General features: G+C 55.6%; 29 protein-coding genes. 11 read left to right on the forward strand and 18 right to left on the reverse strand.

Annotated elements, in window-relative coordinates; genetic code table 11:
- Window positions 1-404: 404 nt before the first annotated feature.
- The 3 genes from HT136_RS23115 to HT136_RS23125 all read right to left on the reverse strand — a co-directional run bounded on the left by HT136_RS23115 (window position 405) and on the right by HT136_RS23125 (window position 3,864).
- On the reverse strand, window positions 405-1,625 hold the full coding sequence (locus HT136_RS23115; RefSeq protein WP_214202204.1) for a phage major capsid protein: 1,221 nt from the start codon (window positions 1,623-1,625) through the stop codon (window positions 405-407).
- A gap of 120 nt (window positions 1,626-1,745) precedes the next feature.
- On the reverse strand, window positions 1,746-2,441 hold the full coding sequence (locus tag HT136_RS23120; protein WP_214202205.1) for an HK97 family phage prohead protease: 696 nt from the start codon (window positions 2,439-2,441) through the stop codon (window positions 1,746-1,748).
- A gap of 43 nt (window positions 2,442-2,484) precedes the next feature.
- Window positions 2,485-3,864, reverse strand: a complete 1,380-nt coding sequence (locus tag HT136_RS23125; protein ID WP_214202206.1) for a phage portal protein — start codon at window positions 3,862-3,864, stop codon at window positions 2,485-2,487.
- Between the two features lie 68 nt (window positions 3,865-3,932).
- On the opposite strand from HT136_RS23125, the gene HT136_RS23130 reads away from it, so the two are divergent.
- Complete coding sequence (locus tag HT136_RS23130; protein ID WP_214202207.1) at window positions 3,933-4,820, forward strand: hypothetical protein; 888 nt, start codon at window positions 3,933-3,935, stop codon at window positions 4,818-4,820.
- On the opposite strand, the gene HT136_RS23135 is transcribed toward HT136_RS23130, so the two are convergent.
- Together HT136_RS23135 and HT136_RS23140 are read right to left on the reverse strand one after the other, a co-directional pair.
- A complete protein-coding gene (locus HT136_RS23135; RefSeq protein ID WP_214202208.1) occupies window positions 4,794-6,170 on the reverse strand; it encodes a terminase large subunit domain-containing protein in 1,377 nt (458 codons plus the stop codon). The two genes, HT136_RS23130 and HT136_RS23135, sit on opposite strands and share 27 nt — an antisense overlap.
- On the reverse strand, window positions 6,160-6,711 hold the full coding sequence (locus tag HT136_RS23140) for a hypothetical protein (protein WP_214202209.1): 552 nt from the start codon (window positions 6,709-6,711) through the stop codon (window positions 6,160-6,162). Before HT136_RS23140 ends, HT136_RS23135 begins: the two co-directional genes overlap by 11 nt.
- A gap of 91 nt (window positions 6,712-6,802) precedes the next feature.
- On the opposite strand from HT136_RS23140, the gene HT136_RS23145 reads away from it, so the two are divergent.
- Both HT136_RS23145 and HT136_RS23150 read left to right on the forward strand, forming a co-directional pair.
- Entirely contained in the window at window positions 6,803-7,045 is a 243-nt protein-coding gene (locus HT136_RS23145; RefSeq protein WP_214202210.1) for a hypothetical protein, read from the forward strand.
- A 22-nt stretch (window positions 7,046-7,067) separates the two neighbouring features.
- Window positions 7,068-8,279, forward strand: a complete 1,212-nt coding sequence (locus HT136_RS23150; RefSeq protein ID WP_214202211.1) for an AAA family ATPase — start codon at window positions 7,068-7,070, stop codon at window positions 8,277-8,279.
- Window positions 8,280-8,336: 57 nt separating this feature from the next.
- Here HT136_RS23150 and HT136_RS23155 read toward each other — a convergent pair.
- Window positions 8,337-9,508 (reverse strand): IS3 family transposase gene (locus HT136_RS23155; protein ID WP_214202212.1). Its coding sequence is split into 2 segments (ribosomal slippage): window positions 8,337-9,244 and window positions 9,244-9,508, totalling 1,173 coding nucleotides; the frame shifts between segments, so codons are not numbered across the junction.
- Between the two features lie 65 nt (window positions 9,509-9,573).
- Between HT136_RS23155 and HT136_RS23160 the strand changes: the two genes are divergently transcribed.
- Together HT136_RS23160 and HT136_RS23165 are read left to right on the forward strand one after the other, a co-directional pair.
- The gene (locus HT136_RS23160; protein ID WP_214202242.1) at window positions 9,574-10,614 is read left to right on the forward strand and encodes an AAA family ATPase; all 1,041 of its coding nucleotides are present in this window, start codon (window positions 9,574-9,576) and stop codon (window positions 10,612-10,614) included.
- A gap of 181 nt (window positions 10,615-10,795) precedes the next feature.
- On the forward strand, window positions 10,796-11,023 hold the full coding sequence (locus tag HT136_RS23165; RefSeq protein ID WP_214202213.1) for a hypothetical protein: 228 nt from the start codon (window positions 10,796-10,798) through the stop codon (window positions 11,021-11,023).
- A 703-nt stretch (window positions 11,024-11,726) separates the two neighbouring features.
- Here HT136_RS23165 and HT136_RS23170 read toward each other — a convergent pair.
- A complete protein-coding gene (locus HT136_RS23170) occupies window positions 11,727-12,131 on the reverse strand; it encodes a hypothetical protein (RefSeq protein WP_214202214.1) in 405 nt (134 codons plus the stop codon).
- 1,072 nt (window positions 12,132-13,203) lie between these two features.
- On the opposite strand from HT136_RS23170, the gene HT136_RS23175 reads away from it, so the two are divergent.
- Window positions 13,204-13,479, forward strand: a complete 276-nt coding sequence (locus tag HT136_RS23175; RefSeq protein ID WP_214202215.1) for a hypothetical protein — start codon at window positions 13,204-13,206, stop codon at window positions 13,477-13,479.
- Entirely contained in the window at window positions 13,479-14,222 is a 744-nt protein-coding gene (locus HT136_RS23180) for a hypothetical protein (RefSeq protein ID WP_214202216.1), read from the forward strand. Before HT136_RS23175 ends, HT136_RS23180 begins: the two co-directional genes overlap by 1 nt.
- 38 nt (window positions 14,223-14,260) lie before the next feature.
- Here the strand turns inward: HT136_RS23180 and HT136_RS23185 are convergent, their stop codons facing one another.
- Window positions 14,261-14,947, reverse strand: coding sequence for a hypothetical protein (locus HT136_RS23185; RefSeq protein ID WP_214202217.1), 687 nt, complete (start codon window positions 14,945-14,947; stop codon window positions 14,261-14,263).
- Window positions 14,948-15,026: 79 nt separating this feature from the next.
- Here HT136_RS23185 and HT136_RS23190 point away from each other — a divergent pair, with 79 nt between their 5' ends.
- Window positions 15,027-15,644 (forward strand): hypothetical protein, encoded by a 618-nt coding sequence (locus HT136_RS23190; protein WP_214202218.1) that lies wholly within the window; start codon window positions 15,027-15,029, stop codon window positions 15,642-15,644.
- A gap of 1 nt (window position 15,645) precedes the next feature.
- On the opposite strand, the gene HT136_RS23195 is transcribed toward HT136_RS23190, so the two are convergent.
- Genes HT136_RS23195 through HT136_RS23205 form a run of 3 tightly spaced genes read right to left on the reverse strand, consistent with a single transcriptional unit; the run spans window position 15,646 to window position 16,428 of the window.
- The gene (locus HT136_RS23195; RefSeq protein ID WP_214202219.1) at window positions 15,646-15,936 is read right to left on the reverse strand and encodes a hypothetical protein; all 291 of its coding nucleotides are present in this window, start codon (window positions 15,934-15,936) and stop codon (window positions 15,646-15,648) included.
- Window positions 15,933-16,100: a hypothetical protein gene (locus tag HT136_RS23200; RefSeq protein WP_214202220.1), complete on the reverse strand. Its 168-nt coding sequence runs from the start codon at window positions 16,098-16,100 to the stop codon at window positions 15,933-15,935. The genes HT136_RS23195 and HT136_RS23200 overlap by 4 nt, the downstream gene beginning before the upstream one ends.
- Window positions 16,101-16,149: 49 nt before the next feature.
- The gene (locus tag HT136_RS23205; RefSeq protein WP_214202221.1) at window positions 16,150-16,428 is read right to left on the reverse strand and encodes a hypothetical protein; all 279 of its coding nucleotides are present in this window, start codon (window positions 16,426-16,428) and stop codon (window positions 16,150-16,152) included.
- Between the two features lie 141 nt (window positions 16,429-16,569).
- Between HT136_RS23205 and HT136_RS23210 the strand changes: the two genes are divergently transcribed.
- Together HT136_RS23210 and HT136_RS23215 are read left to right on the forward strand one after the other, a co-directional pair.
- Window positions 16,570-17,094: a tyrosine-type recombinase/integrase gene (locus tag HT136_RS23210; protein ID WP_214202222.1), complete on the forward strand. Its 525-nt coding sequence runs from the start codon at window positions 16,570-16,572 to the stop codon at window positions 17,092-17,094.
- Between the two features lie 89 nt (window positions 17,095-17,183).
- Window positions 17,184-17,576, forward strand: coding sequence for a hypothetical protein (locus HT136_RS23215; protein ID WP_214202223.1), 393 nt, complete (start codon window positions 17,184-17,186; stop codon window positions 17,574-17,576).
- A gap of 155 nt (window positions 17,577-17,731) precedes the next feature.
- On the opposite strand, the gene HT136_RS23220 is transcribed toward HT136_RS23215, so the two are convergent.
- Complete coding sequence (locus HT136_RS23220; RefSeq protein WP_214202224.1) at window positions 17,732-18,091, reverse strand: DUF2958 domain-containing protein; 360 nt, start codon at window positions 18,089-18,091, stop codon at window positions 17,732-17,734.
- Window positions 18,092-18,281: 190 nt separating this feature from the next.
- On the opposite strand from HT136_RS23220, the gene HT136_RS23225 reads away from it, so the two are divergent.
- Window positions 18,282-18,476, forward strand: a complete 195-nt coding sequence (locus HT136_RS23225) for a hypothetical protein (protein ID WP_214202225.1) — start codon at window positions 18,282-18,284, stop codon at window positions 18,474-18,476.
- 74 nt (window positions 18,477-18,550) lie between these two features.
- Here HT136_RS23225 and HT136_RS23230 read toward each other — a convergent pair whose 3' ends face one another.
- The 6 genes from HT136_RS23230 to HT136_RS23255 all read right to left on the reverse strand — a co-directional run bounded on the left by HT136_RS23230 (window position 18,551) and on the right by HT136_RS23255 (window position 25,641).
- Window positions 18,551-20,257, reverse strand: coding sequence for a recombinase family protein (locus tag HT136_RS23230; RefSeq protein WP_214202226.1), 1,707 nt, complete (start codon window positions 20,255-20,257; stop codon window positions 18,551-18,553).
- A 41-nt stretch (window positions 20,258-20,298) separates the two neighbouring features.
- Window positions 20,299-20,559, reverse strand: coding sequence for a radical SAM protein (locus tag HT136_RS23235; protein ID WP_214202227.1), 261 nt, complete (start codon window positions 20,557-20,559; stop codon window positions 20,299-20,301).
- A gap of 147 nt (window positions 20,560-20,706) precedes the next feature.
- Window positions 20,707-22,359, reverse strand: a complete 1,653-nt coding sequence (locus HT136_RS23240) for a pilus assembly protein TadG-related protein (RefSeq protein WP_214202228.1) — start codon at window positions 22,357-22,359, stop codon at window positions 20,707-20,709.
- Between the two features lie 11 nt (window positions 22,360-22,370).
- Window positions 22,371-22,871 carry a TadE family protein gene (locus tag HT136_RS23245; RefSeq protein ID WP_214202229.1) on the reverse strand — a complete coding sequence of 167 codons (501 nt, stop codon included), beginning with the start codon at window positions 22,869-22,871 and terminating at the stop codon, window positions 22,371-22,373.
- A gap of 308 nt (window positions 22,872-23,179) precedes the next feature.
- Window positions 23,180-23,959: a PAS domain-containing protein gene (locus HT136_RS23250; RefSeq protein ID WP_214202230.1), complete on the reverse strand. Its 780-nt coding sequence runs from the start codon at window positions 23,957-23,959 to the stop codon at window positions 23,180-23,182.
- 452 nt (window positions 23,960-24,411) lie between these two features.
- Window positions 24,412-25,641 (reverse strand): NADP-dependent isocitrate dehydrogenase, encoded by a 1,230-nt coding sequence (locus HT136_RS23255; protein WP_214202231.1) that lies wholly within the window; start codon window positions 25,639-25,641, stop codon window positions 24,412-24,414.
- Between the last annotated feature and the right edge of the window lie 171 nt (window positions 25,642-25,812).

The raw sequence follows: 25,812 nt of genomic DNA on the forward strand, positions 1-25,812 counted from the left end.
CAACCAACATCCCTGTACCCGCCGTTCGGAACCCAAACGGCGGCGCTTCTCACAATGAGATGAAGGGGGTCAATTTTAGACGCCGATCACCCCGCTAAGGGGGTCAATTTTGCACGCCGCTCCACACGTTGAGTCGTTATCGGACAATCAAGGCTATCGAAAAGCAGGACCTCAAACCCTACTTCAAAGGACGGTACAAGATCGACGTTTTGACCTCAGGCTGTCCTGTCTGCGATGAGATGGCTGGCACAACTACCGATGATCCACGCTCTCTTATCCTGCCGCCAAAGGCCTGCACTTGTCCGACTGCGAACTATGGTTTTCGGCCTGATATAGATTGGTTTGAAGGCATCAAATAATCATGGGTATGGCCCGACTTTTCGGCCGAGCCATACTCTGAGCAATTACACTGCGGTGATAACCAGAGCGCGGATTGCCTTGTAGTTGGTGATTGCAGCACCTACGCGACGACGCGCGGTGTACTTCACGAACTGCGGTTCAGTGATAGGGTCCACAACCCACTTCATCGTGCCGTAGTCAGCGATGGTGTAAGCCTGCTTGAAGTCTGCGAGCAGAGCGACTGGCTTGCCAGCTGCCTGAGCCTCAGCAACGCTAGGCATCAGGTCGTCAACCACGTAAGGAATGCCACGGATTGTACCGCCGGGCAGACCAGCAACCGAAGCGGTCGAAGGCGAGAGCAGCGGACGACCGTTTTCGTCCTTCTCCATCAGGGCGCGCTTTTCGAAGTCCGACGAGACAACGAGAACAGCGTTGGCGAGGTACTGCGAGTGCAGGGTCGCACGGAGTTCAAGCACGGCGTCGGTTAGCTTCACATCGGCTGCAACTTCGACCTTCGCGAGAGTGCCGAAGTTGTCGGTGAACCTGTTCACGGTGCCGGTCGAAAGTGTGTGTGCCAGAAGGCCCATTGGGGTAGTGGTCACGCCAGCAACGTCTTCAACCGAGTTGAGGATTGTGCCGTTCAGAAGCAGGTCGCTTTCCTTCTCACCGATGTTGAGAACGATGCTGTCCTGTAGTTCCTGAGCGAGATTCAGAACGCTCTCTGGCTCGTCGGAAACCCACGCGGTGTGGCGCTGCTGGTCAACAACGTCAGTGAAGTTCCAGCGCAGCTTTGCGAAGGTATCGACGGTGTTGAGTTCGTAAGCCGCCTTTTCAGCCTTGGTCTTCGCAACGCCAGCGGTCTTGAACTTGATGATGCGCTCTAGGTTGCCCGAAACAGCGAGGACGCGCGAAAGAGCGCGGATCGAGCTAGTCTTGTTGAGAGCGCGAGTGATTTCGCTGTCGAAGTGAGTTGGGATGGTGTGACCACCTTCAACGTCTACGGTGCGCGAAAACTCGTCAGCCTTGATATCACCATCAGTGACGGCGTGACGGCCCTTAACGAACGCAAACTGAGCAGCACGAAGATCGTCTGCGCTGTCGTTGGTCTGGGACTTTGTGCTGGACTTGCGAGCAAGTGCGTCAGCCTGTGCTTCAAGCTGGACTTCCTGCTCAGAAATCTGATTCCTGAGGGACTTGATTTCGGTTTCGATATTGGCAACAGTTGCCTTGTCTACTGCGTCTTCCGAATTCGCCTTCTTTGCGAGTTCGTCGAACAGCTTCTGCATGTTCTCTTCGTTCACATTACACCTCTGATTTGAGTTTCAGAGGAGTGCGAACTGCGAGTCCTACTGTTGTAGAAGGCGAGTCCCGTTGGGAGTGCCGGTCAGCTTTTGCTGGCGTTTTATTTATCGGTTGAATGTCTGCTTGATTCGGTAAGCTAGGAAGGCATCTTCAAAAGCCCTGTTCATTGCTTCGTCCTGCTCAAGTTCCAGAGCCTTAATAGCTTCTTGTGCCTCCTCATTAGATGCGTTCTTCGATAAAGAACCGATCTGATTAGCCTCAAGCTGAGCCGCGAAGTCTGCAACACGCTGTTGATCTTCTAGGCTGAGGTTAGGAAAGCTGGATGAAATGTCGCCCTTGACCGCCGATAGCGTCGCAAGTTCGTTGCATGGGAACGTCACTGCGCTAATCTCGTGAAGGCTAATTTCCTTCAAGCGCAGCACCTTCTGGCCGTTTACCCGGTCAGCTGCCTTTTGAAGAACACGATAGCCAATCGAGAAGCTATCTAGGGTTCCATCTAGGAACTGCTCGCGGACATTCTGACCATCATGAGACTTAGAAAACTCAGCGCGGAACCAAAGACCTTCATCGGTGTCCCTGAGTTCTGTAATCCTACCAATCGGGCGGTCATGACGGTGATGGGCTAGAAAGGGCATACCTTTCTTGCTGCGGTTGAAAGCGTCGATGGTGCGCGCGTAAGCACCACGTTCAACGATATCACCTACATGGTCGATGTTGCCGTAGGTGCTGGCTAGACCTTCAACCTCGTTCTCCTTGATAGGAGCGGCCTTGAAGCTCTTTGTCAGAAATTGCATGGTCATAAGCGGTTGCTTCCTATCAATTACGTTACAGGGTATTTAGCTGTCAGGAGCGCTGGTCTGCTCGACGGCTGGTGTCAGCGTCGTGGCCCACTTCACGTGGCTTCGCGTTGTCTGGTTGCTGCTGAGGTTCTTTGTCTGACGAGGAAGCCATTGCTTCGCCTGCGCCAGCTACCGGGATAGGCTTGTCGCCCCATTCGACGGCTTCCCAGCCCATCGCTTCGCGGTATTCGTTGAACGTGATCGCGCCTCGACCGGCCATCTTATCGACCTGTTCAAGCCTATCATCCTGCAAGTAGGGCAGCTTGGTTTCGTCGATTGCGATGGAGAGGTTAGGGCAGTTGAGTTCTTCTGCGAGGAATGCTTGCAAGTGTCCGAGAATGAAGTCCGCACGAGGCTTGAGCCAGCCAGTGTAGAACGTGCGGTCTGCCGTCCTCATGTTCGCATGTGACGCTTCACCTTCAAAGCCGAGCATGACCGGCTGGACACCAAGTGCCATTGCGATGCGGCGTTCCAGTGCCTTGATGACTTCCACGATATCGAGTTCCGTGAAGGTCATTTGGTTCTCGATGAACGTCGAACCGGCCACTAAGCCCTTTAGCTCGTCATCATCGCGGAGCTTTTCGAGGTTCCTCTTGAGTTCTGCCCAATCGGCATCGCTCATGTCCGTGGCATCGCCCATGTCAGGCAGCGTGATCCAACCGGCTCTGCGCCCGCCATTTGCGAAACGAGCGTGCATGAGCATCATAGCCGCGCTGTAGGTCGCAACGTCGGCCAATATAGCGTCGCCGGCTCCTGATCCCTGTACGCTGCTCAACGGGTTGTAGATCGAGATTTGCAGTAGGGCACCGTCGATGACCTCGTATCGGTTCGTGTCTCCGATGCGGCGCTCAACCGTCTGGGTGCGCCCGAAGTCGTCTGGGTCCATCGTGAAGATGAGTTCCGGCTTGCTCGTGCCGGTCAGTGCCTTCTTAGGATCGTAGAAAATCTGGTTGGTGCTGGGCTCCTGAAACATGAAGTCGGAGCGCAGGCTTTCGAGGACAGGACGAACCGTAACGTCTTGGTTTAGGAAGAGCCAAACATCGCCACCGATGCCTAGGTCAACTTCCGTGCTGCGCAGCAGATTGCTGATCGTGCGGTCGCGGAAATTAGGCTGAGCCAGTACCTTTTTGGCCACCTTGTTCGCGCCTTCGACCTTGAGTGTGATGCTTGCCAGTTTTTCGCTGCGGATTTCGAAGCAGCGACGGCTGACAGGACACTTGTAAAGCAGGGCCTTTGCGCGGCGTTCGAAGTTCTGCTCATCCGTCCAATAGCTTTGGAGGGAGCCAGTGCTGTAAAGGCCGCCAAGGCTACGTCGCGATTGTGGCCTCTCGTCCTTGCTATAATTGCGGGATTTTCGCTCGCCAAAAGGCCAAAAAGACGCCACTGTGCCACCGTTATTTGGTTGTTCTACAGGGTATTTATGCAGTTTCAGGCATCTGGATCGGTGGGCCAATGAGCCACTACGAGTCTTACATCGAGTTCATGTGCCCTGAGTGCGGCGAGTTAGTTCAGGAAAGTATTGTGGTTCCAGAGACCAACTGGACTGGCGACAACGCCGATGAAAGGCATGTGCAGGACCATGATGTGGTCGAGTGCGAGAACTGCAATAATGAGTTCGATTTCGAGGTAAACAACCACGATGGCACGATCATGGTTCAACTCGATGAGTTCCCGCAGATTAAAGTCAACGCAGGTGATGCGGTGTTGACCGGAACTCCCTACGAGGACTACGAAGATGGTCGCCCAATCTGGTGGTCAGACTTTGCATCCAACCCCTACAAAGAACTGAACGAGGCTTTGGTCGAGATCGTGAGGATGAATAGCTTCCACGGTTCTCCGGGTGTCTCGATGATGAACAGGATGCTGTTCACACAGGCAATCGCTGCAATGGAAGCGTATCTGTGCGACACCTTGCTCGCCAGCATCACAACGAATCGCGAAAATATGTTGAAGCTGCTGGACGGCGATAAGGAGTTGAAAGCGACAAAGCTGTCTTTGGCTGATGTGTTCAGGGACCCAGATGCTGTAACGATTCAAGCGGTCGGCTATGTGAAAGACCTATTGTTTCACAATCTGCCCAAGACCAAAGCGATATATGCATTGGTTGGCGTTGATATCTTCCCGTCTCAGGCTGTCTCAACAAAACTCCATAAAGCGATGTCATTGCGTCATGATTGCATTCACAGGAATGGCCGCACCAAAGATGGTCAGGTCTTGGCGGAAGTGAACAACTTGCTGGTATCGCATACAGCAAGCGAAATCCTAGAAATGGCAAACCATATCGAATCGCAGATATGGCAAGCTGAATTTAGATCAGCATTTCCCGAGACCTCGGACTAAGAAGCGCCCCTTCTTCGCCGTCTCACTGAACAGGTGATTGACTGCCTGTGTGAATGCGTCGCCACGGTCAGGAGAGTTCTTCATGTCAGGCTCCCACTCGACCAGCTGGCTTTCCAACTTGTCAGAGCGCCTCAACAGGGCGACCTTGCCCATCTGACAGTGCATGAAGGCTTCCTCGGCGCGGGCATACTTGCTCTTGTCCGCCGATACGGGGATCACTCGGAGTGAGAAGCCAGCCTCATTGGCCATCTTGCGCAGCAGGGCAGGGCCGGACTTCTGGTTGTTGTCCTCGAAAAGCACGAAATCACCGGGCTTGAGATACTCCTTCGCGAGTTCGATGACCCTGCGATATCCAGATTCCAAGCCCCAATGATCTGAGAAGTCGTCGAGCAGGATAACTTGCTTGCCCTTCTTTCCGAACCACTCAATGCCCCATTCGTCCTTCACACCACCCGAGGGGTCAACGCTCAGAAAGCGACGGCTGCAAGTGGCTGCAAAGTCCTTCGGCCTGAGTGTCGTTTCTAGGGCGAGATTCTCGATATCCTCACGCGACCAAAGCTGGCTTTCGCCGGTCGTCCATTCGCCTAGAACTTCTTCGCGAGCTTTCGTGGTGCCCAGAAGAGCCTCTGCGGAGAGTTCGGCCAGGTGGTCTTCATCCTGATGCGGGTTGGCCGTCGATGGTGCGGTCTTCGTGATCGTATTGGGACGGCTCTCAATGGCTTTGACCCACTCCTGAGCGCGAAGCGGCGAAGTGGTTAGGATCAATTTCGTGCCGTTCTCGTGTTTCTCACGAATGGCGCGGAACATGTTGTCGAACGTGGCTGAGTGCTGCCACTTCGTTAGCTCGTCGCCCCATCCGAAATTCAACGATGGACCACGAATGCCTTCCTTGTTGTCGGCAGTCATAATCATCGCGCGAGTGCCGTTTGGCCATTCGACGCGGTTGTAGTGAGGTCGATAGACAGGGATGCAGTCGGCTGGCGCTGTAGCGATCAGGCCACTGACGCCTTCGATCATGGTTTCGCGAACGTGCTGGACTGTCGGGCCGACTAGAATACCGTAACCGCCGGGGTAGACGTACTTGGCCAGCAGATTGGTGTTCGTTGCTGCCGCGTGGGTCTTACCAGCGCCGCGACCCATTCGGAAAAACAGGATACGCCACGCTTCCCTAGGCATCATCTGATGGTCTTCTAGGGAGAATGCAGGGTCCTGCATGACCGAGATAATGGCCTCGCGGAACTCTTCATCCTCTGTCGCAAGCCAGTCCCAGAAGCCTTCTTTGCCTAGATCGAGGGTTTGCTCGCGGGCGAACTCGATGAGGTCCAGATAGCTATCAAGCTCACTTGCCACTTGGCACCTTGCCATCTGGCTTGTTGCGCTTGGCCTTCGCTGCCTCGATGCGTTCCTGCATGGCGATGCCCTTGAGCATCTGATCGGTTCGCTTCTGGTCGAGTGCGTGACGACGATGAGCCTCAGCGAGTGCGGCTTGCTGCTCGTCGAAGGCTTGCTTGCTAATGCGCTGCCAAATCTGAGCGCGCTGGAAGTCCTTCATGTCGCCATACAGAGCGAGGTAGACTTGCTGTTCGAGAGGCGAGCCAATGAGCTTGGTGAACTCTTTGGCTGACATGCCCTTGTGGTGCTTGACGATCAGGTCGGAGGTGCGGGCCAACGGGTCATCAATGATCCCGATAGTGTTGCGCAGCTTGTAGGCAGGGGCTTTCTCACCATCCCTAGCCGCGTCAATGATGCGTGATACGTCGCCCTCAGTGTTAGCGATCGTTACGCCCGGATCGCGCGTGTGCAGGGGCTGACTGACGGCTTTGTCCTGAGCCTTCCAGTGTCGGTCTACCTGATCCTGAGTTGGTGGTGGTGATAGCTTCTTACTTGCCATCACGTATTTATTTAGACGCGTGGATATTCCCGGTCGTGGGCTGGCGGGCCTTGTTCATTCGAGCCATACTGCCGGAAACAAGGGAGTTTCTATGACGCCTTTCATTTCACAACTTCTAGAGGGCGGTAGCAAGTACCGCGTCAAGCGGTCAGGACTCAGCGTCGTGGTGGAGCCCGCGTCGAGTAGCGAAGCGGGTCTGCAAGCCTTCCAGAGCATCGCGGAGCAAATTGTCGAGAATCGAGGCGATGGATACGATTTTGCTACCCGTCCGCTTCGGAGCAGCGATTATGCGATAGACTACTACGAAATTCTGGTTTTGACGCTCCACGAGTGAGCATGGTCGGGGGCGAGGCAATATGCTGAAAGAGCTACGAATTTCGAACTGTGCCACCTACACAGGGGGTGAACAAAATCTCGGGCCATTGAAGGAAGCGAACTTCATTTTTGGCACGAATGGTTCCGGCAAAACCACCATGTCACGGGTCATTGCCGCGCCAGATGCGTACCCATCATGCAAGGCGACATGGACTGCAAATCGTACTCTGAAATCGTTGGTGCTGAATTCTGACTTCGCACAGCGAAACTACGGTTCTGAGATGCCGGGCATCTTTACGCTTGGCAACGAAAGCAAGGACCTGTTGGCCAAGGTAGATGAGCTTCGCAAGAAGTCGGGCGAACTCCGCGACGATATCGATGGGCTCAAAAGGACTCTTGGGTCAGAGGAACACTCTGATGGCAAAGTAGGCGAGCTAGGTGCGCATCGTGCCGAGGTTGAAGCCTTCTGCTGGACCATAAAGGGCAAGCACGACGAGGCTTTCCAAAACGCCTTCACGGGTCTTCGAAATTCGAAGCGACAGTTCGCAGAACGGGTCATGTCGGAGGCTATATCCAACGCCGCAGACTTGGCCACGCTCGATGACCTCACATCGAGGGCAAAGAGCCTCTTCCGCCAGATTTCGGCGATACCCCAAATCAGGGCTCCAGAATTCGGTGGTCTCCTCCAAGCCGAGCAGTATCCTATCCTTGCCAAGCACATTGTTGGTAAAGAAGATATCGAGGTTGCGGGATTGATCCGGCATCTCGGAAATAGTGACTGGGTTCGCCATGGATTGAGCTATATCCCGCATAGCGATGGCAAATGCCCATTCTGCCAGCAGGGCTTGCCGCATGAACTCGCAGACGACCTGAATTCGTACTTCGATGAATCCTACAGCAATGACGTTTCGCAACTGCGGGGCATCCATTCTGGATACGATGACAGCGCCAAGCTCACCATGCAGCTTCTCGCTACAATTCAGCAAAACGAATATGAGCATCTCGATAAGCCGGAGTTGGCCCGTAGGGTAGAAAGGCTCGATAAGCTGCTAGGGCAAAACCTCGCTCTCTTGGCCAAGAAGATCAGCGAACCTAGCGCCTCGATCCAGCTAAAGCCCATCAAAGAAACCTCAGATGCGGTTTTGGAACTGATCGGTCAGGCCAACGCCAAGATAGCTGCGCACAATGAGCTGATCGCAAACCAAGCGCAGGAGCAGACCAAGCTCAAGGAGCAGATTTGGAAGTTCATTTGAGGTGGTCCCGTCTTCTTGGACAGGTTGGCGGCGAAGTTAAGCTAATCCCGGATGTGATTATGCCGCCAGTCTGGTCATCAGATCATGGGGGGCATGCCCCCCATGATCTGGTTCGCTGATCCGCCCGTAGACCTCTGCCGGCGTTCGCCCGGCGAGACCAGAGTGCGGTCGCTGCGTGTTGTAATAGGTGATCCATCGTCGAAGGCCAGCTCGCAGCTCCGAGCCGGTCTCGAAGGCGTGGAGATAAACGCATTCATACTTCAAGGATCGCCACAGGCGCTCGATGAAGACGTTGTCCATCCAGCGGCCTCGACCGTCCATGCTGATCCGCACCTCGGCATCCCGCAGCACGCTGGTGAACGCGAGCGAAGTGAACTGACTGCCCTGATCCGTGTTGAAGATCTCGGGACGGCCGAAGCGCGCCAGCGCTTCCTCCAGAGCCGCCACGCAGAAGCTGGCATCCATCGTGTTCGATAGCCGCCAAGCCAAGACCTTGCGAGTCGCCCAGTCCATCACCGCAACCAGATACAAGAAGCCCCGCCGCATCGGGATATACGTCACGTCGGCGCACCACACCTGGTTCGGCCTGTCGATCATCAGCTTGCGGAGCAGATACGGATAGATCCGATGCTGCGGATGCGGGTCGCTTGTGCGGGGCCGCTGGTAGATCGGCGACAGGCCCATCTTGCCCATCAGCCGCCGGATACGTCGTCGGCCGACATCGTGGCCCTCGCGGCGCAGGTGCCGGACCATCTGACGGCTGCCATACCATGGCATGTCGAGGAACGCCGCGTCGATTACCCGCATCAGTGCCAGCGTATCCTCGGTCTCCGGCACCGGCGCATAGTAGTAGGACGACCGGCTGATCGAGAGCAGCCGGCATTGCGCCGCGATCGACAGCTGTTGATGAGCAGCTTCGATCATCGACCGCCTCCGTGCCACGCTCATCGACCGGAGGCTTTGGCTAAAAAATCCCGCTCCACGACCAACTGGCCGATCTTGGCGTGAAGCTTCTCGACCTCGGCTTCGCTGGCCACCTTGGCCGCATCGCCTGCCCCGCAGAACGTGCCGGCCATCCCTTCGACCGCCTGCCGCTTCCAGGCTGCGATCATCGTGTGGTGAACGCCATGCTTCGCTGCCAACTCCGCCAGCGTCAGGTCACCCCGGATCGCCTCCAGCGCCACCTTCGCCTTGAAATCCGCACTGTAGCGCTTTCTCGTCTTCTTCATTTCCCGTCCATTCCCTCAGGTCGGGATTAGCTTAGCACCCTGTCCGAAATTCCGGGACCACCTCAATTGTCGAGGAATCTCGCAAGGAAATCACTAAGCTCAGGGGCAAAGAGGCTGGGCTAAAGAAAGCCATTGAGAACCTATCCAGTCAGCTCAAAGCCAAAGAATCTCAAGAAACTGAACTTCTGGGGGAACTGCGAGAACTTGAGAAGAGCATCACAAGCGTTGAGCCGACCGTTAGTGCGATCAACAGCACCCTAGCATCATTTGGCTTTAGCAGCTTCCAACTCGCTACCGCTGGGGAAAAAGGCAGTCGATACAAGATCGTACGCAAGGATGGGACCGACGCGGCCTTAACGCTGAGTGAGGGCGAAAAGTCCTTCATCATCTTCCTCTACTTCTACCACAGCATCCGTGGCTCCTTGACTGAATCAGGGATCACTGATGATCGCATCGTTATATTTGATGATCCTATCTCAAGCCTCGATAGCGATGTTCTGTTCATCGTTAGCACCCTGATCAAAGAGTTCGTCAGGGAAGCTAAGGATAAGAATGGGCGAGTTAAGCAGGTCATTGTCCTGACGCACAACATCTACTTTCATAAGGAGGTGTCCTTCTCACATAATGAGAAGGGTCCAGCACCCACCTTCTGGGTTGTTAAAAAGGTCGGAGGGCATTCGCAGATCGTTGGCTATCCCAAGAATCCTATTCGAACGTCGTATCAACTCCTTTGGGATCAGGTGAAGCCGGAGCAGCGGTCGAATGCTACGATACAGAATGTCCTGAGGCGTATTCTGGAAAACTATTTCACCATTCTTGGCAGCAAGGATAAGGATGGAATAATCGCTATGTTCGATGGGCAGGAGAAGATGATAGCTGGTTCACTCCTATCTTGGCTGAATGATGGCTCGCATAGTGTCCTCGATGATATTTCGATATCTGCGGACAGTGAAATTGTTGATAGGTATCTTGATGTTTTCAAGAAGGTGTTTGTGAAGTCGAACCACGAGGCTCACTACAACATGATGATGGGGATTGAGCCTGACGACACCACTGCTGTGCCAGAAGCGGATAACGACACTGAACCAGCAGAGCAGGTGGTATAGTGTTTCACACAAAAGTAGTGAACGTGTGTGGAATTTGGTGGCGATTACGCCTAAGCTAATCATTCGCGATTGAAATCGCTAGATTTTCGCTCTGGTCATCGCCTGACTCGCTCGTGGGTTGACGAACCCTTAAGCCCGAATGTGCGTTTAATCTGGGTTTCACGAGAAGGAGGACTGCTCGATGAAATGCATGAAGTTCGCGAAATTGCCTCAGTTCCATGTCGAGGAATATGTGGATGGGGAATGGGCTCAGGTCACCACACTGATGACGCTGCTAGATGCTGAGCGCAAATTCCGACAGCGCCTTGCAAAGAGTGGCGGCGATTTGCGTGTTGCTCACGGCAGCACAGGGGACATTCCATTTAGCAGCATGAGGGTCGGTAACGTCTTGGACCTCAAACCTAGCTAGCTGATGGTCTGCGCTGATTTTGGTTTTTCACACTCGTGTGTGGAATTGGGTAACCATTGCGATCCACTCGCATCTAGCCAGCTCTGTAGGGTGCCCCCACGCTTCTCCTACCTGTCAACCAATCAATGAGCTTGACAGCTGATTTTCTACTGCATCAACCACTTTCAATCTACCTGCACGACTACAAATATCACGCTACATCCTTGCAGCATAATCGCTACCAAAGAGCGACGAGTTGTGAAGAAGGTATGGTTTTGCATGATAGTCCATACCTTGGTGTGTCGGAGTCCTGAAAAGAGTTAGTCAACATCAAAGATATATCTTTGACTCCTGACAAGATGATGCTAGTTATTAGTTGTCGGAGTACGGATACCTTGAATGTCGCTGAATGCAGGCTGGAACTGTGAGCAGCGGTGAATAAGGTGCTCTCCGCACTGCGCTAGGAAATCAACTTCTTTATTTCCACCGCATTCCTCACTCAGAGTGAGCGTCTAGAGTGGCTCCAGAGTGCTGCAAAAATCGCAGATAAATGTGGTTTGCGGTGAGAAAATGGTTGATTTTGTGTCGAGGAAAGAAAGGGCTTGATTTAGTCTAGTGGTCACTCGCTACATCGTTCCAAAGAGCCATAAGTCCACCGCTGCAACTCTCCCTGAGAGCCTCCTACGGTTTAAGCTGTACGTCTGGGCTCCTGTGGTATTTCATCTTAGTAGCCTCTAATACGCCATAGCTCACGCCTTAGTCGCTTCGCTTCATCCCTAGCATCTTTGCGTGTTCGCCTTAGGTCTTTGTTCTCTACCTGTAGCCTGTGCATTGCCTTTGCCATACGAGCCATCACACCTCTTACATTGCATAGCTCTTGCTTCAGTTCAGCTACTGTATCGACAAACGTCAGCATGACATCTGCCATACGATCCATCTTACTTGGGATTGTCTGGCTTAGTCGTACTCTCTCCACTATCTCATTTGTCTTCAGTTCGTCTCTGAGCTTTGCTGCTAAGTGCTGGCTTATACCCATCTTGCGACTAATCGCGATATTGCTCAGTCCTTCTGCTGCTAAGTCAGCATATTGCTCTCTCTGCGTATCTGTGAACTTAGTTGTCTTGGGCATGTTATCCTCTCAGGTTTTGTTCTATTTATCTGTGAGGGTAAGTGTCTCGAAATATGTTCTTTCTTAGGAAATTCTTTGCGGTGTCATTGTCGTTATTTGGATGATTTCTGCGGGTCATGGCTGCAATGCTGTGAGGAAGGGAGAACGGTCATGTATAGTAATCTCATTCCCATCAAGCGCATTGAAGTTGTTCTGTGTGTTGGTGCCGCGTTACTCGTTTGCCTGATTTGACGGGCGAGCTTGGAAGCAGAAAAGCCCCGATCTTTCGGGGCTTTTTTTGTGTCAGCGTCGTAGGCGTCTAGCTAGGGCTCTCAGATCATTTCCCCTTTTGATGGCGGCGGTCTCCTTGGGGGATCTCCTTGTCGTATTGCAGGGTGGGCAGCTGGTCACGAGGTTGTCTGGGTGGTTGTTATCTCGCTGCCAGTCCAAGTGATCCACGTGCAGTTCGTTCCATTCGAGGTTGATCCCGCACCAGTGGCATTTTTGAGTGCCCGGTCCATACTTCTCGTAGGCGACAACGCGGTGTTGATAGACCTGTCCACCAGCATCTGCGAGTGGATGCTCATAGGCTATGCCGTTGTAATAGCCGCTTGGGAGTAAACTGAATCGCTTTGGAACGAGCATCGGTTTGATCTTGCCAAGCGAGACAAGCTCTTTTCGAACTATGACTCGGTCTCTCTTGTAGCAAGCCGAGCAGAATCCTTTTCCAGCTAATCCGATTTTACAACAATTAGGTGTCTTGCAGATGGGAGGGTTGTCTCTGATTCTGTCTTTTACGTGTTTCCTGTAGCAAGATGAGCACAAGCCTTTACCTGCTGTGCCAAGTCGTTCGCACCCATCTGTCTTGCATGTTTCTGCTTTTGCTCGAGATCGTTTTCTGAGGTGCTTTGCATAGCAGTTTACGCAGAAACCAAGACTGCCGTTGTTCAGGTTTGTGCAGTCCTCAGTCCTGCATTTGACGGTGTTACGTTTTGCCCTCTCCATCGCCTACTTAGCAGGCGGAAATCTGCTACTTTACAGGGCGTTAATGCTTATTCGCTAAGCGGCAGTCACTCTGAGTGAGTGGGGTTTCGTGACACAGATTGCATTGAACAAACTCGCGGCGGAGATTGCTGCGTTCTCCGAGAAAGACACGTTCGATTGGTTCGAGGGCACAGGCGAGTTTTCAGCCACCGCTCAGCGCCTCATCTACCTCTCAGAAGTCGCGCGCGCCGGGGGCAACCTAGTCTCGGCTCGTCTCGCATATCAGAACGGGGATATCGCGCCCGTAGAGAACGCGGATATGCCGCTGCGCTTTGCACAAGCTATGGTCTGGGCCGACGCTCATAGGGCTTTACAGGGAATATAATGGCTACTCTATTTGAAATTACCGATACCCAAACTCTGAATATGTATGCCTTTGCTCATCAGATGGATGAGTTCAAAGGGCGCGTTGATGTGTGGTTGGAAGAAGAGGCCAAAAAGCCGCGTCGGGTCATGCTTTTTAATGACCCGATGTTTCAGTTTCCTGAGCAAGTTGAGATTAGTAGGACTGCTTGCCATAGTCAGACTTCCACGCGGCACTGGACAGAGGAACTTGACGAGGTTTTGCATCGTCTAATTTCGACACCACATAAGCTATCACTGATCTTCGATGAAGCAGCAGATGCCAGTGACTTTCAGGCGCATCTGACGAGCACCGCGACTAAGTTCACGACATTCTTCGATCTACCCGAGTGGGTCACGCCAGATGGTGATCCGCAGGCCGTTCATGACTGGATTGTGGCGAATGCCAAGGGTCGGGTTATGGTGTGGCTCACCTATGGCTCTTATGTATCAAGTAGCATCACGTTCCAACATGGCGAGGTCGAGCATTTTGAGCGCTGGGACCAAAGCGAAGATACCTCGCTCATTGGCATATATGATCGTCACGACCCGAACGCTTATCCCAGTGCGCCGCATTGCGGGGTCGAGATGACGTTCATTCAGCACCAAGACCCTGACATGTTCGTTCGGATCATGTTCCGCGAACCCAATGATGCAATGCTATTTCGACTGTCTGCGCCGACTGCTGAGCAGGCTGAACAACCAGAAGCTGACCCTACGCTGTGATGACAAGAAGCCCGGTAGGTCATACCGGGCTTCTTGTTTCAATACTCGTCGTCGCCAAACACATAGGCCCGCAATTTGTCGATTTCGTCCTGTGTGGGTTCCTCGTCCTCTGGCTCCGGTGTGACGCCCTTGTGCGTTCTGTGTGGCTGTTCGGGATCAAGGCAGGGAAAGGCTGTCCAACCCTTCGGTGCATCCATGTCGCCCATGAGTGCGACCACGTAGGTATCGAGCGCAATGCCATTGTCATCGGGCGTCCAGTAGAACTGCCTGAGGTCATACGGAGGATCGAAGGACTGCAAGAAGGTCGCAATGCCAATGAGGCGTGGGTCATGCTCGCCGGCTTCAACCCATGTCATGACGCTCTGTAGCCCGTCTGGAAGCAGGACAGCGCTTCCGTGCTCCATGCGATGCTTTACCATTCCCACGTTGAATTTGAGGTCCCTGAGGGCATCTGCGGACATTCCTGCCCAGCTGAGTACCTTCTCCATGTTGCCACTGAGCCAGTCACCCGGCGTCCATCCGGCCTTCATCTGGCAGTTGAAGCAATTGTAGATAACTGTCTCGCCGTCCAGCTTGAAGCCGCCGCGTTTTCTCGTGTCACGGCTGTGACCGCGATGCTGGCAGCACGGAGCGTTAAAGCTGCTCCATCCTGAGTTGTTGGGTCTGGCGTTGGTGAGATTGCGCAGCGCCTCATGGACGAGGTTGCTACTAAGGAAATCGTTCATTCCGAGTGGATTAGCGGGCGATGCCTAACGAGGGGTAAAAGGCCGTTGCGGCTAGGAATTCGTCGGATAGTCTAGCTGCATGAAACCGGAAGTAGATCAGCCCGAGAACCCGCTATTCACGAATGGCGAGAACTGGAACATGAATGCCTGCGTGGGTGATAATGGCGGGCCATATACCCTGTTTCAGTACTCGGAGGGGTTCTTCGAATCATCGCATGAAACGGTGGATCTCATTCGTTCGCGGGCGGCTAAGATCGACCTTCTGATTTACCCGATCGCATTCTCGTACCGGCATGGGATTGAGCTAATGCTCAAGCAATTGCTGACCTCCATGAACAACCTGCTTGAGACAGGTGAGGGCTTCAAAAAGCGGCATCAGATGAGCCAGCTTTGGGGTGATATGCTCGAACTTGCCGGGAAGTACGAAGAGCAACTGATCGAGCCGGAGGCAATCGAACGGGCAGGGGTCATCATTGGGCATTTTGACGACTTTGATCCTACAGGGCAGGTCTTTCGCTACCCTGAGGATATCAAGGGCAATCGGCACCTTTCAAACCACAAGCTCATCAACGTGGAAGTCCTGCAAACTCACATGAAGGAGCTACAGGAAATTCTACGGCGCTGGTATTACCAAATCGAAGAGCACTACGGGTGGATGATGGATGGTCGCGCCGATATGGGCGATTATTATCAGTAGGTCACAGCTGGGCCAGCTTGAGTAGCAGCGCGGTATCTCGCTCGTTCAGTACGACGCTTAGTTCGCCCTGGCCTTTCGTATGGTCGCTGTTGTCGTAGGTCATCACCAAGTCAGATTGACGTCCGTTGAGCCTGAGCCATTCCTCGATGCTAATCAGCTTCTCAAGGATCACCTCTCGATTTTTCTCAGTGAGGTAGTCGTCTGCGAGACACTGGACGTTCTGGAACATAACTGTCGGGACTACTGTGAGTGGAAACGTGATTTTTGCAGTGAATGTCTTTGAGGAGGTCATCGTTCGGCCTCCTCATATTTGTCGAGCATCGCGCGAAGCTGATCGACATTGCTCTTCAGTGTCCACCAATCCTGATAGAAAGCCTCGATGCCTCGGGTCCGGTTGCAGGCTCGTTCAGCGGCTTCCAACGCTTTGCGTAGCTGATGGACTAGATCGCTGGTCACGGCGCCAACCTCAGGTCTCGACCAGCTAGGAAGGTCTGGATCAAGGGGTTCATAGATTGTCTCCCTTGTAGTTGTTCTGGAACCAAAGAGCCTCGCCTGCATCCTTGAAGCAGAGCTTGACCTTGCCTGCCTTGCAGCGTTCCAGCCAATAATCCCTGCCGTAGTTGAGTTCGCGCTCTTGGAACCAATCTCCGAAGAGTTCCTTCGCCCAAGCGGCTTCGTCCTGCCTGACGTTCTCCTCCACGACTGTACCGTCAATGAGCGTGAAGCGAGTTGCTGTGCCGCAATTGAAGTCGGCGGTTGATGAGATTTCAAATGCTTTCGCCATAAGTTCCTCTGCAAAGTGTATTGCTTTGCATCTACTTATCTCATGGGGTGGTCAGTCTTTCTCAACAGAAGTCGCTTTCTGGATGACGCGGTATGGTTTCGGACATAGCAAGAGGATGCAACGCAACAAAGGAAGTCGGAAATGCGCGCACCTGTTATTAGCGATGTAGAGTTCGAAACTCTCTTCGCCTTTGCTGCTCAGATGGAGCGGCCTGAAATGTACGGCCTGATGATCCTAATGACGAAGAAGCTGGGGCTGCGTCCGATGGAACTTGCGGGAATGGAAACCAGCTGGTTTGTCGGTAACGAACTTCGTATCCCGCTCGGTCATTCTAAGCGCAAGCAAGGTCGTTCCTTGCCGATTGATCTAGAAATAAAAGAAGCCCTGCGGGTTCATATGGGTAACAAAGCAGGGCGCGTGTTCACAAATTCAAAGGGCGCTGCATTCACTGCAAACGGTGTCTCGGAAGCGATGCGCCGCATATATCGTCTGGCAGGTGTTCAAGGGTCCTGCTACTCAGGTCGTCGCACGATGGCTACCAAGCTCGTTGACAACAAGGTCAACCTACTCGTTGTTCAGGGTATCCTAGGTCATGCGAGCGTAGCGACGACTCAGAAGTATGTTGGTGTTACCGATACTATGATGCGCAACGCGCTTTTTGGTTGAGGTTGCTTTTCTGGTTGCTCTGGTAATCAGGTGGTGTTTTATGTCCTTAAGGCAGCAGGAAAGTGCTGTGCTAGATTGGAGTTGATACGATGGATTGGAAAAAGGCAGTTAAGCCCGCAAGCGCAGTCGAGGGTTTCGCTAAGGCCGGTGCTCGCAAGCCGAAATCGGCAGTTGATGTGGTCGCAGAGGCAATCGACAAGCAGGTTGAGCTGTTCGACAAGCCCAAGGAAGAAGGCCGTCGCTGGTTCGAGGTTAAGGGCGATAACGTAGGCTTCACGATCCGTTATGCGAATAGCCCGCTCAAGCTCGTTGGCGAAGAAACCAATGTCGTCGTTCCGAAGGCACAGTTCGTGGAGGTCATGAACGCGATCAAGGCCGATGTGGTCAAGGGCGCTTTCAAGTCCCAGCTGGACGCTGCCGAAGAGCGCGTTCGGGCACGTTCGGCCAAGATGGCTGCTTCGCGGTCTTCAAAGAAGTCTTAATCCTCACTCCAAGTGAGTACAGGCCCCAGCTGGCAACAGCTGGGGCTTTTTTGTGGGAAAATGAAACCCGCCGGACGCTAAGTCGTCCGACGGGTCCACCACTTGCTAGGAGCATCCGAAAGCAACAGCTACTTCGCCTTCGTCTGCATCACTATTTATGCCCTGATCCTCCCCGCTGAGCGAGCGTCAGCTGCATAGTGGCTCAACGTGTGCTTGGGCTTCCAGTGCAGGTCTTCTTCGACTCTGAGGCCACCGGGACCGCGTATCTCGGCAAGCTCATCGAGACTGATGTACCCGAGTTCCGGCGTACCAAAGCCTAAGTCCGACAATCCGAAAGCTAGGCCGTCTCCGTCACATTCTGTGATGAGAAATGTCGCTGCACCCCAAGGGACGAACAGCTTGCAGACTGGTTCGAAATCTACCTCACGCCTCGTGCCCTTGAGGGGCTCTTGCTCTTTGTAGTTTTTCAAAAGCGCAACACGCGTTTCTGGGCGCAGTAATTCAGTCCATTGCATTAGGCACTTCCTTCTTGGTTGGTGTGCCTGAGGAAACAATGCGCCTGCCGTGCCAAAGAGCAAGACAATCCTGACTTCGTGACTAGAAGTTCTAGCAGAACGGGCTTGCAGAAACTGATTAGGTCCTAAGTCAGAAAGTGGCTGACTTCTCCCCTAGGCGACAACATACGCTTGGGGAAGGAGATAGAAGATGCAGCTTACCACCTCGGAACTTGAGCAGCTTGCCGATTACCTTGTATTTGAGGCTGATTGTTCGCCTGAATTTGAAGGTGATGATTTCGCTATCACGTTCCTAGGGGTGCGTTGTTATGTGGAACGCTACATTGGCTTCTTCCGTGTCGAGGTCGGCCATCAAGACAATGTGGTCGAACTTCCGCGTCACTGATCCCCTACGAACCCCGTAGAGAACAAGAATGCGCCTCTGCGTAAGCGGGGGCGCTTCTATCATGCTTGGCGCTGTTAGACGCTCTCACGCTTAGAGCGGAGGAGGGGGTTAAGACCGCCGATAACACGTTCAGCAGCACTGGCGCGCAATGGGTCAGCAAGATCACGGCCCTCAGGGCGCGGATCGAGCGTAATCATATTTCCATCAGCATCCGGGTAGCTGATCGGTTGCAGCATACGCAGAGCGTCAGCGACGCCGATCAATTCGCCGTGCTTGCCCAGCTTCACATTGAAATGCCCCTCAAGCATGACGACAGTTGCGCTGCGGTCGCTTGGGTCCATCAAGATCGTGTCGATGAGCTGGTCAAGGTAGCTTTGGACTTTCTGGCGCGTTTCAGCGTCGTCCATGTTTTCCCGAAGCGTCGCCACTTCAGCAGCAATCTGGCTCGGAGTTAACTGGCTCTCTTTGTGGTCGCTTGCTTGTTCCATTGCCTTGAGAGCAGCCGTATCTTCCGCGAGACTGGCCTTGCTCCGTTCGAATGCCGCGAAAAGGAACTCATCGTCTCTGTCCATGAGGCGGTCGGCCATTTGTTCGAGTCGAGCGCGCTTGGTGGCAATTTCGGCTCTCGCCATTGCGATCTTCCCGGCCGCTGAATTCTCCAGCGGCTTTGTGATTCGAGCAGCTAACGGCAGGATGTGTTCAAGGATGCCGTTGAGAATGTCGGTGTAGCGATAGTTCGCGTTGCACTGACAGCCACGGCCCCGAATGAAGCTGCTGCAAGCCATTTGCGTTGGTCCCTTTTTCTGAGGGCGCATAGTGAGCTTGCTACCGCAGGGCACGTTTTGACCTGGGTTGATGTATGTGCAGCGCGCGAGGTGTGAAAGCACGTTCGATGCCTTGGCGCGAGGACCACCAGTAGACGTGCGGCTTTTCACTGCGTCTTGAACACGGTGGTAGAGATCGAGCGGAACCACAGCGGGATACAACTTGATAGCTGCGCCAGTCTCCGTTCGGTCATTCGTACCTACGCGCGTCTTCGGCTGATACTCGCCAAGAACCCGACGGTCTTTGAAGAGGATCGAGACTGTCCGAATGTCCCAGCGTCTGGTCGGCCATCCGTGCTTCTCATGTTGCTCGTTGGCGTATGCAGCGATTGCCTTGTAGCCGTGTCCATCAACCGACATCTGGAAGCATTTGCGGATAATGGCTGCTCGTGACGCTATCGGCGTAAACTGGCCGTCAATGACCTCCATCCACGCAGGGCAAAGCCTCGGATCAGCAGTGCCGTCTTTGGTGAAGCCGTTAGCTTGGGTTTTGCGCCAAGCACTGCGGACGCGAGTCGCTTTGAGCTTACTGCTGTCATGTGCCTCACCAGCTTTCGCCAAGGGCACAATCAAATTCTGCCAATGCGCGCTGATCTTCGCACTGTCGTAGAGCGTATCGCTGTCCGCTTCGTAGATGGTAAGTCCACGCTTGCAGAGCCCGCTCAACAGATTGAGGCTTTCCAGTGGTTCTTGTCTGGAAAGGCGATCCATCGCTTCCACGATCAGGACTTTACCGGCGAGTTCGCCGCGTTCGGCGCGTTCTTCTAATTTGCGCAGTTCACCGCGTTCGGCGCGGTTGCGACCGTGATACGCGGATTTGCCCTTTTCAATGTGTTCCTCAACAATCGTCCAGCCCTTCCTTGTCGCGAGGTTTCGCGCAAGCGAAAGCTGGCGATTGAGACTGTCGCCATCATCCTGATTTCTGGTCGACCACCGAACGTAAACAATTGCTTCCAAAATCGCCTCCAAACAGGGGTTTAGGGGCAATTTGTTGCCAATCAGTTTAGCGTGCAACCGTTAAGGTGTTGGTCGCAACCGTTGTAGGCGTTGATCGAGCGGTCGAAGGGAATGTCGGGCGACTGATTGAAGGAGAGGATCGTGCGGGGAGACAGTTCGGTCACGCTTGTGCGCAGCGGCGGGGCCGCGCCATCGATGGACGCGCGCACGTCCATCCAGTCGCCGTCCTGCGCGCGTTCGGGCAGTTTGAAGCGGGAGCTTGTCTGGTTGCTGACCGAGCCACGGCCTTTGATCGGTTCCATGATGACTGGAACATAACATGAACATTTGGCGCGTTCAACCTTGACAGGAAGAAGGCCCGCGACCGAGGGCTGGTCGCGGGCCTGAGTGGCGTGGGGAAAGCGAGAACCTTACTCTCTCCCCACGGGGGCAATGCGGAATGGCCGTTATTAGGCTATGATGGTGGGCACCCCGCATCGAACCTTGTTGACCCGAACTTGTGCTGCCCCCACGCGTACGCCCAGGGCATCGGTGAGCGAGAAGACGGTCTTGTCGAGCGTCGGGGCAATGACGCCGAGCGTGTTGCCCACGATCTTCGTGATCGAGGACAGGCTGAGCGTGAGGCCCAGTGCCTGCGCCTGCAGATCGGTTTGCGCGATCAGCGAGGTGGCGAGCGACTGGGTCAGGTCGTGGACCGACACGGTCTTGGTCACCTGCTTCTGGACGTCGTCGAAGCTGAACAGGACCTGCTGCGGCCCGGTCGTGCCGCCGAGCGAGACTTGCGAGAGCGCGGTAACCTTGGCGAGGAGGGGCACGTTGATCAGCGTGGCGCGCGAAAGGGTGATGGTCTTTGAGAGGTCGCCCATGTCCGTGGCGTTGGGCGTCCCAATGCCCACGTTGCCCAGTGCGGGGGTGACGCCGAGCGTTACCCCGTCGGTGTCGGGGGAGCCCGAGCACTGGATGTCGTCGAGCGTGGCCTCGGCCTCGGCAAGATCGATGTAGATCGGGACCTCGATCGAGGGAAGGAGCGGGTTGCCGGTGCCGGCACGGGTCGAGACGAGGAGCCTGGCCTGCGCGGTGCGCAGGACATAGTCGCGCGCGCCGGTGATCGTCAGCCAGGGTGAATGCTCCATTCCGTAGCCGCGCACGAGGCGCACGTGGACATTGGAAAGGCCGCTCACGGCGAGGTCGAACTGGAGGTCGAGCGTGTCGTCGTGCGAGAGTTCGAGCAGCGTGCGGATCAGCGAGAAAGCGTCGATGCCCACCGTCTTGGTGCCAGGGTTGTAGTCGAGCCGGCCATAGGGGCCGAGGTCGAGCACATCGGCTAGCTTGACATCGACGAGGGGGGCGGTGGCGGCGATGCGATCGATCACCGCCACGGTCTGGGTGTCGGCCACGGTCGAGGCGATGGCGCGCAGGGCATCGCCGAGCGGGAGAGGGGTGTCGAAAAGCTCGGCATAGGCGATATTCTTGGCACCGACCTGCGCCTTGAGGGCATCGGCGAAGCCGAGCAGGTCCACCTGTGCGTTGACGAGGCTCTGCGTGTCGAGCACCGAGAGATTGAGCTGGGTTCCTATCAGCGAGGAAAGCAGGGCATTGGGGATGCCGTCCGAAACCGTCGCGAGGCTCGACCCGAGCGAGTAGGAGGCCATGTCGAGGCGTGCGGCAGTGGCCTGAGCGGTCACGGTTGCGTCCTTGAAGCCGAGTGCTCGGCCGAAGAAGAGCGGGACCGTCTGGACCAGGCGAATCCGGGCCGCGCTCTCGTCCCCGCCGGTCTGGAAGCGCTGCGCCACCGGGATGGCCTTGTCCTGCCGATAGGTACCGTTTTCCAGGCTGGCGACTTCGACGTCGGCTTCCTGGCTCTGGGTGATGACGCCCTGCGCGGCCGAGCGGCGCAACGTCAGGGCAGTTTCCTGCGCGGCAGCCATCGCGGCGGCGTCGGCAATGCCCTGGAGCTTGCGCTGGGCCAGGTAGATCGAGCCGAGATCGACCGAGACCGTGGCCGCGCCCATCAGCATGAGCAGCGAACCGGCGAGCAGGACGGTAACGGCGCCGCCACGATCGCGGCGAAGGTGCTGGAGGCGGTGAAGGATGGCGTCCATGGCATCGGCCCTCACATCGCGGGAAGCTGGACGGTCGCCTCGCGGTCGATCGTGGGGCCGGGAAGCGGGACGAGCGAATTCTGGAACATGCCCGAACGGGTCACGTCGTAGCTCAGGGTGACGCGGAAATACTGGCCGTCGATCCCGGTGCGCACAGTCACCAGGTCGGGGTCGAGCGTTCCGGCGTGCAGGACGCTGTCGGCCACCGTGGCGTCGACGATCTGGCGGCGCTCGAGCGCGTCCAGGCCTTCGACCGAGGCACGTGCCGCCTCGTTGGCGACTTGCTGAAGGGTGTGGGCCGCCATGAACCAGCCCGCATAGGTAATCACGCCCAGGAGCAGCGTTATTAGTACGGGAAGAGCGAGTGCGGCTTCGACGAGGACCGCACCGCGCGTATCCGAGGCAATCCGGACGTTTCCGGCAGACCGTCCGCGCAGTGGGGATTTGGTCGTCCTCGCTGTCGGGGCGGCTTGACCCTTCGTTGAACCCTGACCGGTGATGCCCGTGGTCATAAACTCTCTCCTGTTCCCGAAGAGTAGAATGGACCCCGTCTGACAACGATCTTTTGCGCCTGTTGACCTTCGAATTGCGGATTTTACGAAGTGGGTGAATTCAAATAATTATATATTTAACAGTATGTTGCCTGAATGGTAAATTCGACCTTAATTGCGAAACATCGGTTTTCGGTCAATTGTGCAAGAGAAAGCACGTAACTGGGCGAGGCGGGGGAGAAGTGGTTAAACAAGGAGCAGGTATGCAAAGGCCCGCCGCGCAGGGATGCGGGCGGGCCTCGAGCGTGCAGGGCGCCGACGCGTGCCGGTTAGCCTAACTCGTCGCTCTCCTCGGTGAGCACTGCGAGGGCGCCTTCGCAGCCGTAGACCCCGTCGAGGCGTACCAGGCCCATGCGAACCGCTACGTAATCTCCGCTGTTGCTGAGGAAGCGGGTGCGCAGTTGCACCGGCTCGGCGCCGCGCAAGGTGCTTTCCAGCACTTCGCGAAACGCCACCTTGTCGCCGACGCTGATGAGGTCGGTGAGCTGGACCCCGATCAAGCGCTCCTCGGGCAGATTGACGAGGTTGCAGAAGGGCGCATCAACCCGGTCGATCGTGCCGCGAAGCGATACGCGCACGTAGGATACGCCGCCATGCAGGTTGAGCGCCTGGAGAATCGCCTCCTTCACGTTGGCCTTGAAGTGTCGTTCCACTTCCTGGGTTATGTCGTGAAGGCGGATGACCAGGCGGTCTTCAAGCGGGAAGGCCTGGAAGCGCAGCCAGGCGTTCTCGATGAAGGGGGAGGGTATGTCGGCCATGTTGGGATGGCCGTGGATCAGGGTCTGGCGGGCCTGGACTTCAAGCAGGCTGCCGCAAAGGGCAGGCAACGCCTCGCTCAGGATATTGCCGACAAGCGTTCCGGCCTTGGCCTTGACCAGCGCGTGCACGTTGCGGTTCGCAAAGACGATCCGCAACTCCTGGTCGCAAGCGATGACACCGTCGTCGATCCAGTCCGCGAGGGCGAACGTCGCCGAGTCGTTGCGCTGGTTCGCTGCGCTGTCGTTGCGTCCGGCGCCGCCGTTGTTCCAAACGTCGATCGGGCACAGCACATGGGTCTCGCGCCCATGATGCGTGATGAATACCGGAGAATCATGCGCTTCGTCCCTGAATCGCGCAAATTTCCGTACGAATTCCGCAGCTGAGACATATCCCATATCTGCCTTGCCCTCTTTCCCGTTCTCGGCGCGATCGGCTGCCAGTGCCAGCTCGCGCCTCTGCCCAATTATCTACCGAGGATGATTCCGCCTCCGCCTTTGGCGGTTTGCGGCCTCGCTTGCGACGTACTTGGCGGGTCCCGAAGGTTCTTACGGACAAGTGTATAACAGCTTTTTTAAGACTTCGTCACCGGATTATGAGCAAAGGTATACATTAGCCCTACTTGATAATGCATACTGATATCATTTTACAGCGATCTCGGGTGTTCTCCCATCGGAAACGAAACGGGGCGGACTGGATTGACCAGCCCGCCCCGCGGTGTTCATCGAAATTTCGGCAATTCGGCTCAGCCGAGGCCCTGGGCCTTCATTTCGGTCTCGAGGTTCTCGACAATGGCCTCGAAGAACTGTTCGGTCGTCATCCAGCTCTGGTCCGGACCGATCAGGAGCGCGAGATCCTTGGTCATCTTGCCGCTCTCGACGGTCTGGATGCAGACCTTCTCGAGGGTCTCGGCGAAGGCGACGACTTCGGGGGTGTTGTCGAACTTGCCGCGGTAGGCAAGACCGCGCGTCCACGCGAAGATCGAGGCGATCGGATTGGTCGAGGTCGCCTTGCCCTGCTGGTGCTGGCGGTAGTGACGGGTCACGGTGCCGTGGGCGGCTTCGGCCTCGACGGTCTTGCCGTCGGGTGCGAGCAGGACCGAGGTCATGAGGCCGAGCGAGCCGTAGCCCTGCGCGACGGTGTCGGACTGCACGTCACCGTCGTAGTTCTTGCAGGCCCAGACGAACTTGCCCGACCACTTGAGCGCCGAGGCGACCATGTCGTCGATCAGGCGGTGTTCGTAGTGGATGCCCGCGTCCTTGAACTTCTCGGCGAAGCCTTCGGTGTCGAACACTTCCTGGAACAGGTCCTTGAAGCGGCCGTCGTAGGCCTTCATGATCGTGTTCTTGGTCGAGAGGTAGACCGGCCAGCCCAGGTTCAGGCCGTAGTTGAACGAGGCGCGCGCGAAGTCGCGGATCGACTCGTCGAGGTTGTACATCGCCATGGCGACGCCCGGAGCGGGGAAGTCGAACACGTCGAGGTCGATCTTGGTGCCGTCCTCGCCGTCGAAGACCAGGCGAAGCTTGCCGGGACCCGGGATCTTGGTGTCGGTGGCGCGGTACTGGTCGCCAAAGGCGTGACGGCCGACCACGATGGGGTCGGTCCAGCCCGGAACCAGACGGGGAACGTTCGAGATCACGATCGGCTCGCGGAAGACGACGCCGCCAAGGATGTTGCGGATCGTGCCGTTGGGCGACTTCCACATCTTCTTGAGGCTGAATTCCTCGACGCGGGCTTCATCAGGGGTAATCGTTGCGCACTTCACGGCCACGCCATACTTCTTGGTGGCGTTGGCGGCGTCGACGGTGATCTGGTCGTCGGTCTCGTCGCGCTTGGTGACCGAGAGGTCGTAGTACTTGAGGTCGACATCGAGGTAGGGGAGGATCAGGCGTTCGCGGATCCACTCCCAGATGATGCGGGTCATCTCATCGCCGTCCATTTCGACGATGGGGTTAATTACCTTGATCTTTGCCATTCGAGAAAAGCTCCCCTGGGGTGAAAGTGGGTGAGAATTTGGCCGTCTCTTAGGCAGTGAGGGCGCGCATAGCAAGGCGGCACTGACATATGGTGCCCGTCGTGCGACCATGGATTGGTATTGCAAATCATTATCGTTAATTGGGCGCCCCCCCAAAGGCCCGACGACGAC

This window comes from Novosphingobium profundi (genome assembly GCF_018491765.1).
Classification (GTDB): domain Bacteria; phylum Pseudomonadota; class Alphaproteobacteria; order Sphingomonadales; family Sphingomonadaceae; genus Novosphingobium; species Novosphingobium profundi.

Bases quoted from the DNA above. Each gene is read 5' to 3' on its own strand.
- HT136_RS23150 (WP_214202211.1), top strand. From the start codon at position 7,068: ATGCTGAAAGAGCTACGAATTTCGAACTGTGCCACCTACACAGGGGGT.
- HT136_RS23205 (WP_214202221.1), bottom strand. From the start codon at position 16,428: ATGGCGAAAGCATTTGAAATCTCATCAACCGCCGACTTCAATTGCGGC.
- HT136_RS23145 (WP_214202210.1), top strand. From the start codon at position 6,803: ATGACGCCTTTCATTTCACAACTTCTAGAGGGCGGTAGCAAGTACCGC.
- HT136_RS23140 (WP_214202209.1), bottom strand. From the start codon at position 6,711: ATGGCAAGTAAGAAGCTATCACCACCACCAACTCAGGATCAGGTAGAC.
- HT136_RS23255 (WP_214202231.1), bottom strand. From the start codon at position 25,641: ATGGCAAAGATCAAGGTAATTAACCCCATCGTCGAAATGGACGGCGAT.
- HT136_RS23185 (WP_214202217.1), bottom strand. From the start codon at position 14,947: ATGAACGATTTCCTTAGTAGCAACCTCGTCCATGAGGCGCTGCGCAAT.
- HT136_RS23165 (WP_214202213.1), top strand. From the start codon at position 10,796: ATGAAATGCATGAAGTTCGCGAAATTGCCTCAGTTCCATGTCGAGGAA.
- HT136_RS23195 (WP_214202219.1), bottom strand. From the start codon at position 15,936: ATGACCTCCTCAAAGACATTCACTGCAAAAATCACGTTTCCACTCACA.
- HT136_RS23235 (WP_214202227.1), bottom strand. From the start codon at position 20,559: ATGGAACCGATCAAAGGCCGTGGCTCGGTCAGCAACCAGACAAGCTCC.
- HT136_RS23220 (WP_214202224.1), bottom strand. From the start codon at position 18,091: ATGCAATGGACTGAATTACTGCGCCCAGAAACGCGTGTTGCGCTTTTG.
- HT136_RS23190 (WP_214202218.1), top strand. From the start codon at position 15,027: ATGAAACCGGAAGTAGATCAGCCCGAGAACCCGCTATTCACGAATGGC.
- HT136_RS23115 (WP_214202204.1), bottom strand. From the start codon at position 1,625: ATGCAGAAGCTGTTCGACGAACTCGCAAAGAAGGCGAATTCGGAAGAC.
- HT136_RS23120 (WP_214202205.1), bottom strand. From the start codon at position 2,441: ATGACCATGCAATTTCTGACAAAGAGCTTCAAGGCCGCTCCTATCAAG.
- HT136_RS23130 (WP_214202207.1), top strand. From the start codon at position 3,933: ATGAGCCACTACGAGTCTTACATCGAGTTCATGTGCCCTGAGTGCGGC.
- HT136_RS23180 (WP_214202216.1), top strand. From the start codon at position 13,479: ATGGCTACTCTATTTGAAATTACCGATACCCAAACTCTGAATATGTAT.
- HT136_RS23245 (WP_214202229.1), bottom strand. From the start codon at position 22,871: ATGACCACGGGCATCACCGGTCAGGGTTCAACGAAGGGTCAAGCCGCC.
- HT136_RS23215 (WP_214202223.1), top strand. From the start codon at position 17,184: ATGGATTGGAAAAAGGCAGTTAAGCCCGCAAGCGCAGTCGAGGGTTTC.
- HT136_RS23225 (WP_214202225.1), top strand. From the start codon at position 18,282: ATGCAGCTTACCACCTCGGAACTTGAGCAGCTTGCCGATTACCTTGTA.
- HT136_RS23170 (WP_214202214.1), bottom strand. From the start codon at position 12,131: ATGCCCAAGACAACTAAGTTCACAGATACGCAGAGAGAGCAATATGCT.
- HT136_RS23210 (WP_214202222.1), top strand. From the start codon at position 16,570: ATGCGCGCACCTGTTATTAGCGATGTAGAGTTCGAAACTCTCTTCGCC.
- HT136_RS23240 (WP_214202228.1), bottom strand. From the start codon at position 22,359: ATGGACGCCATCCTTCACCGCCTCCAGCACCTTCGCCGCGATCGTGGC.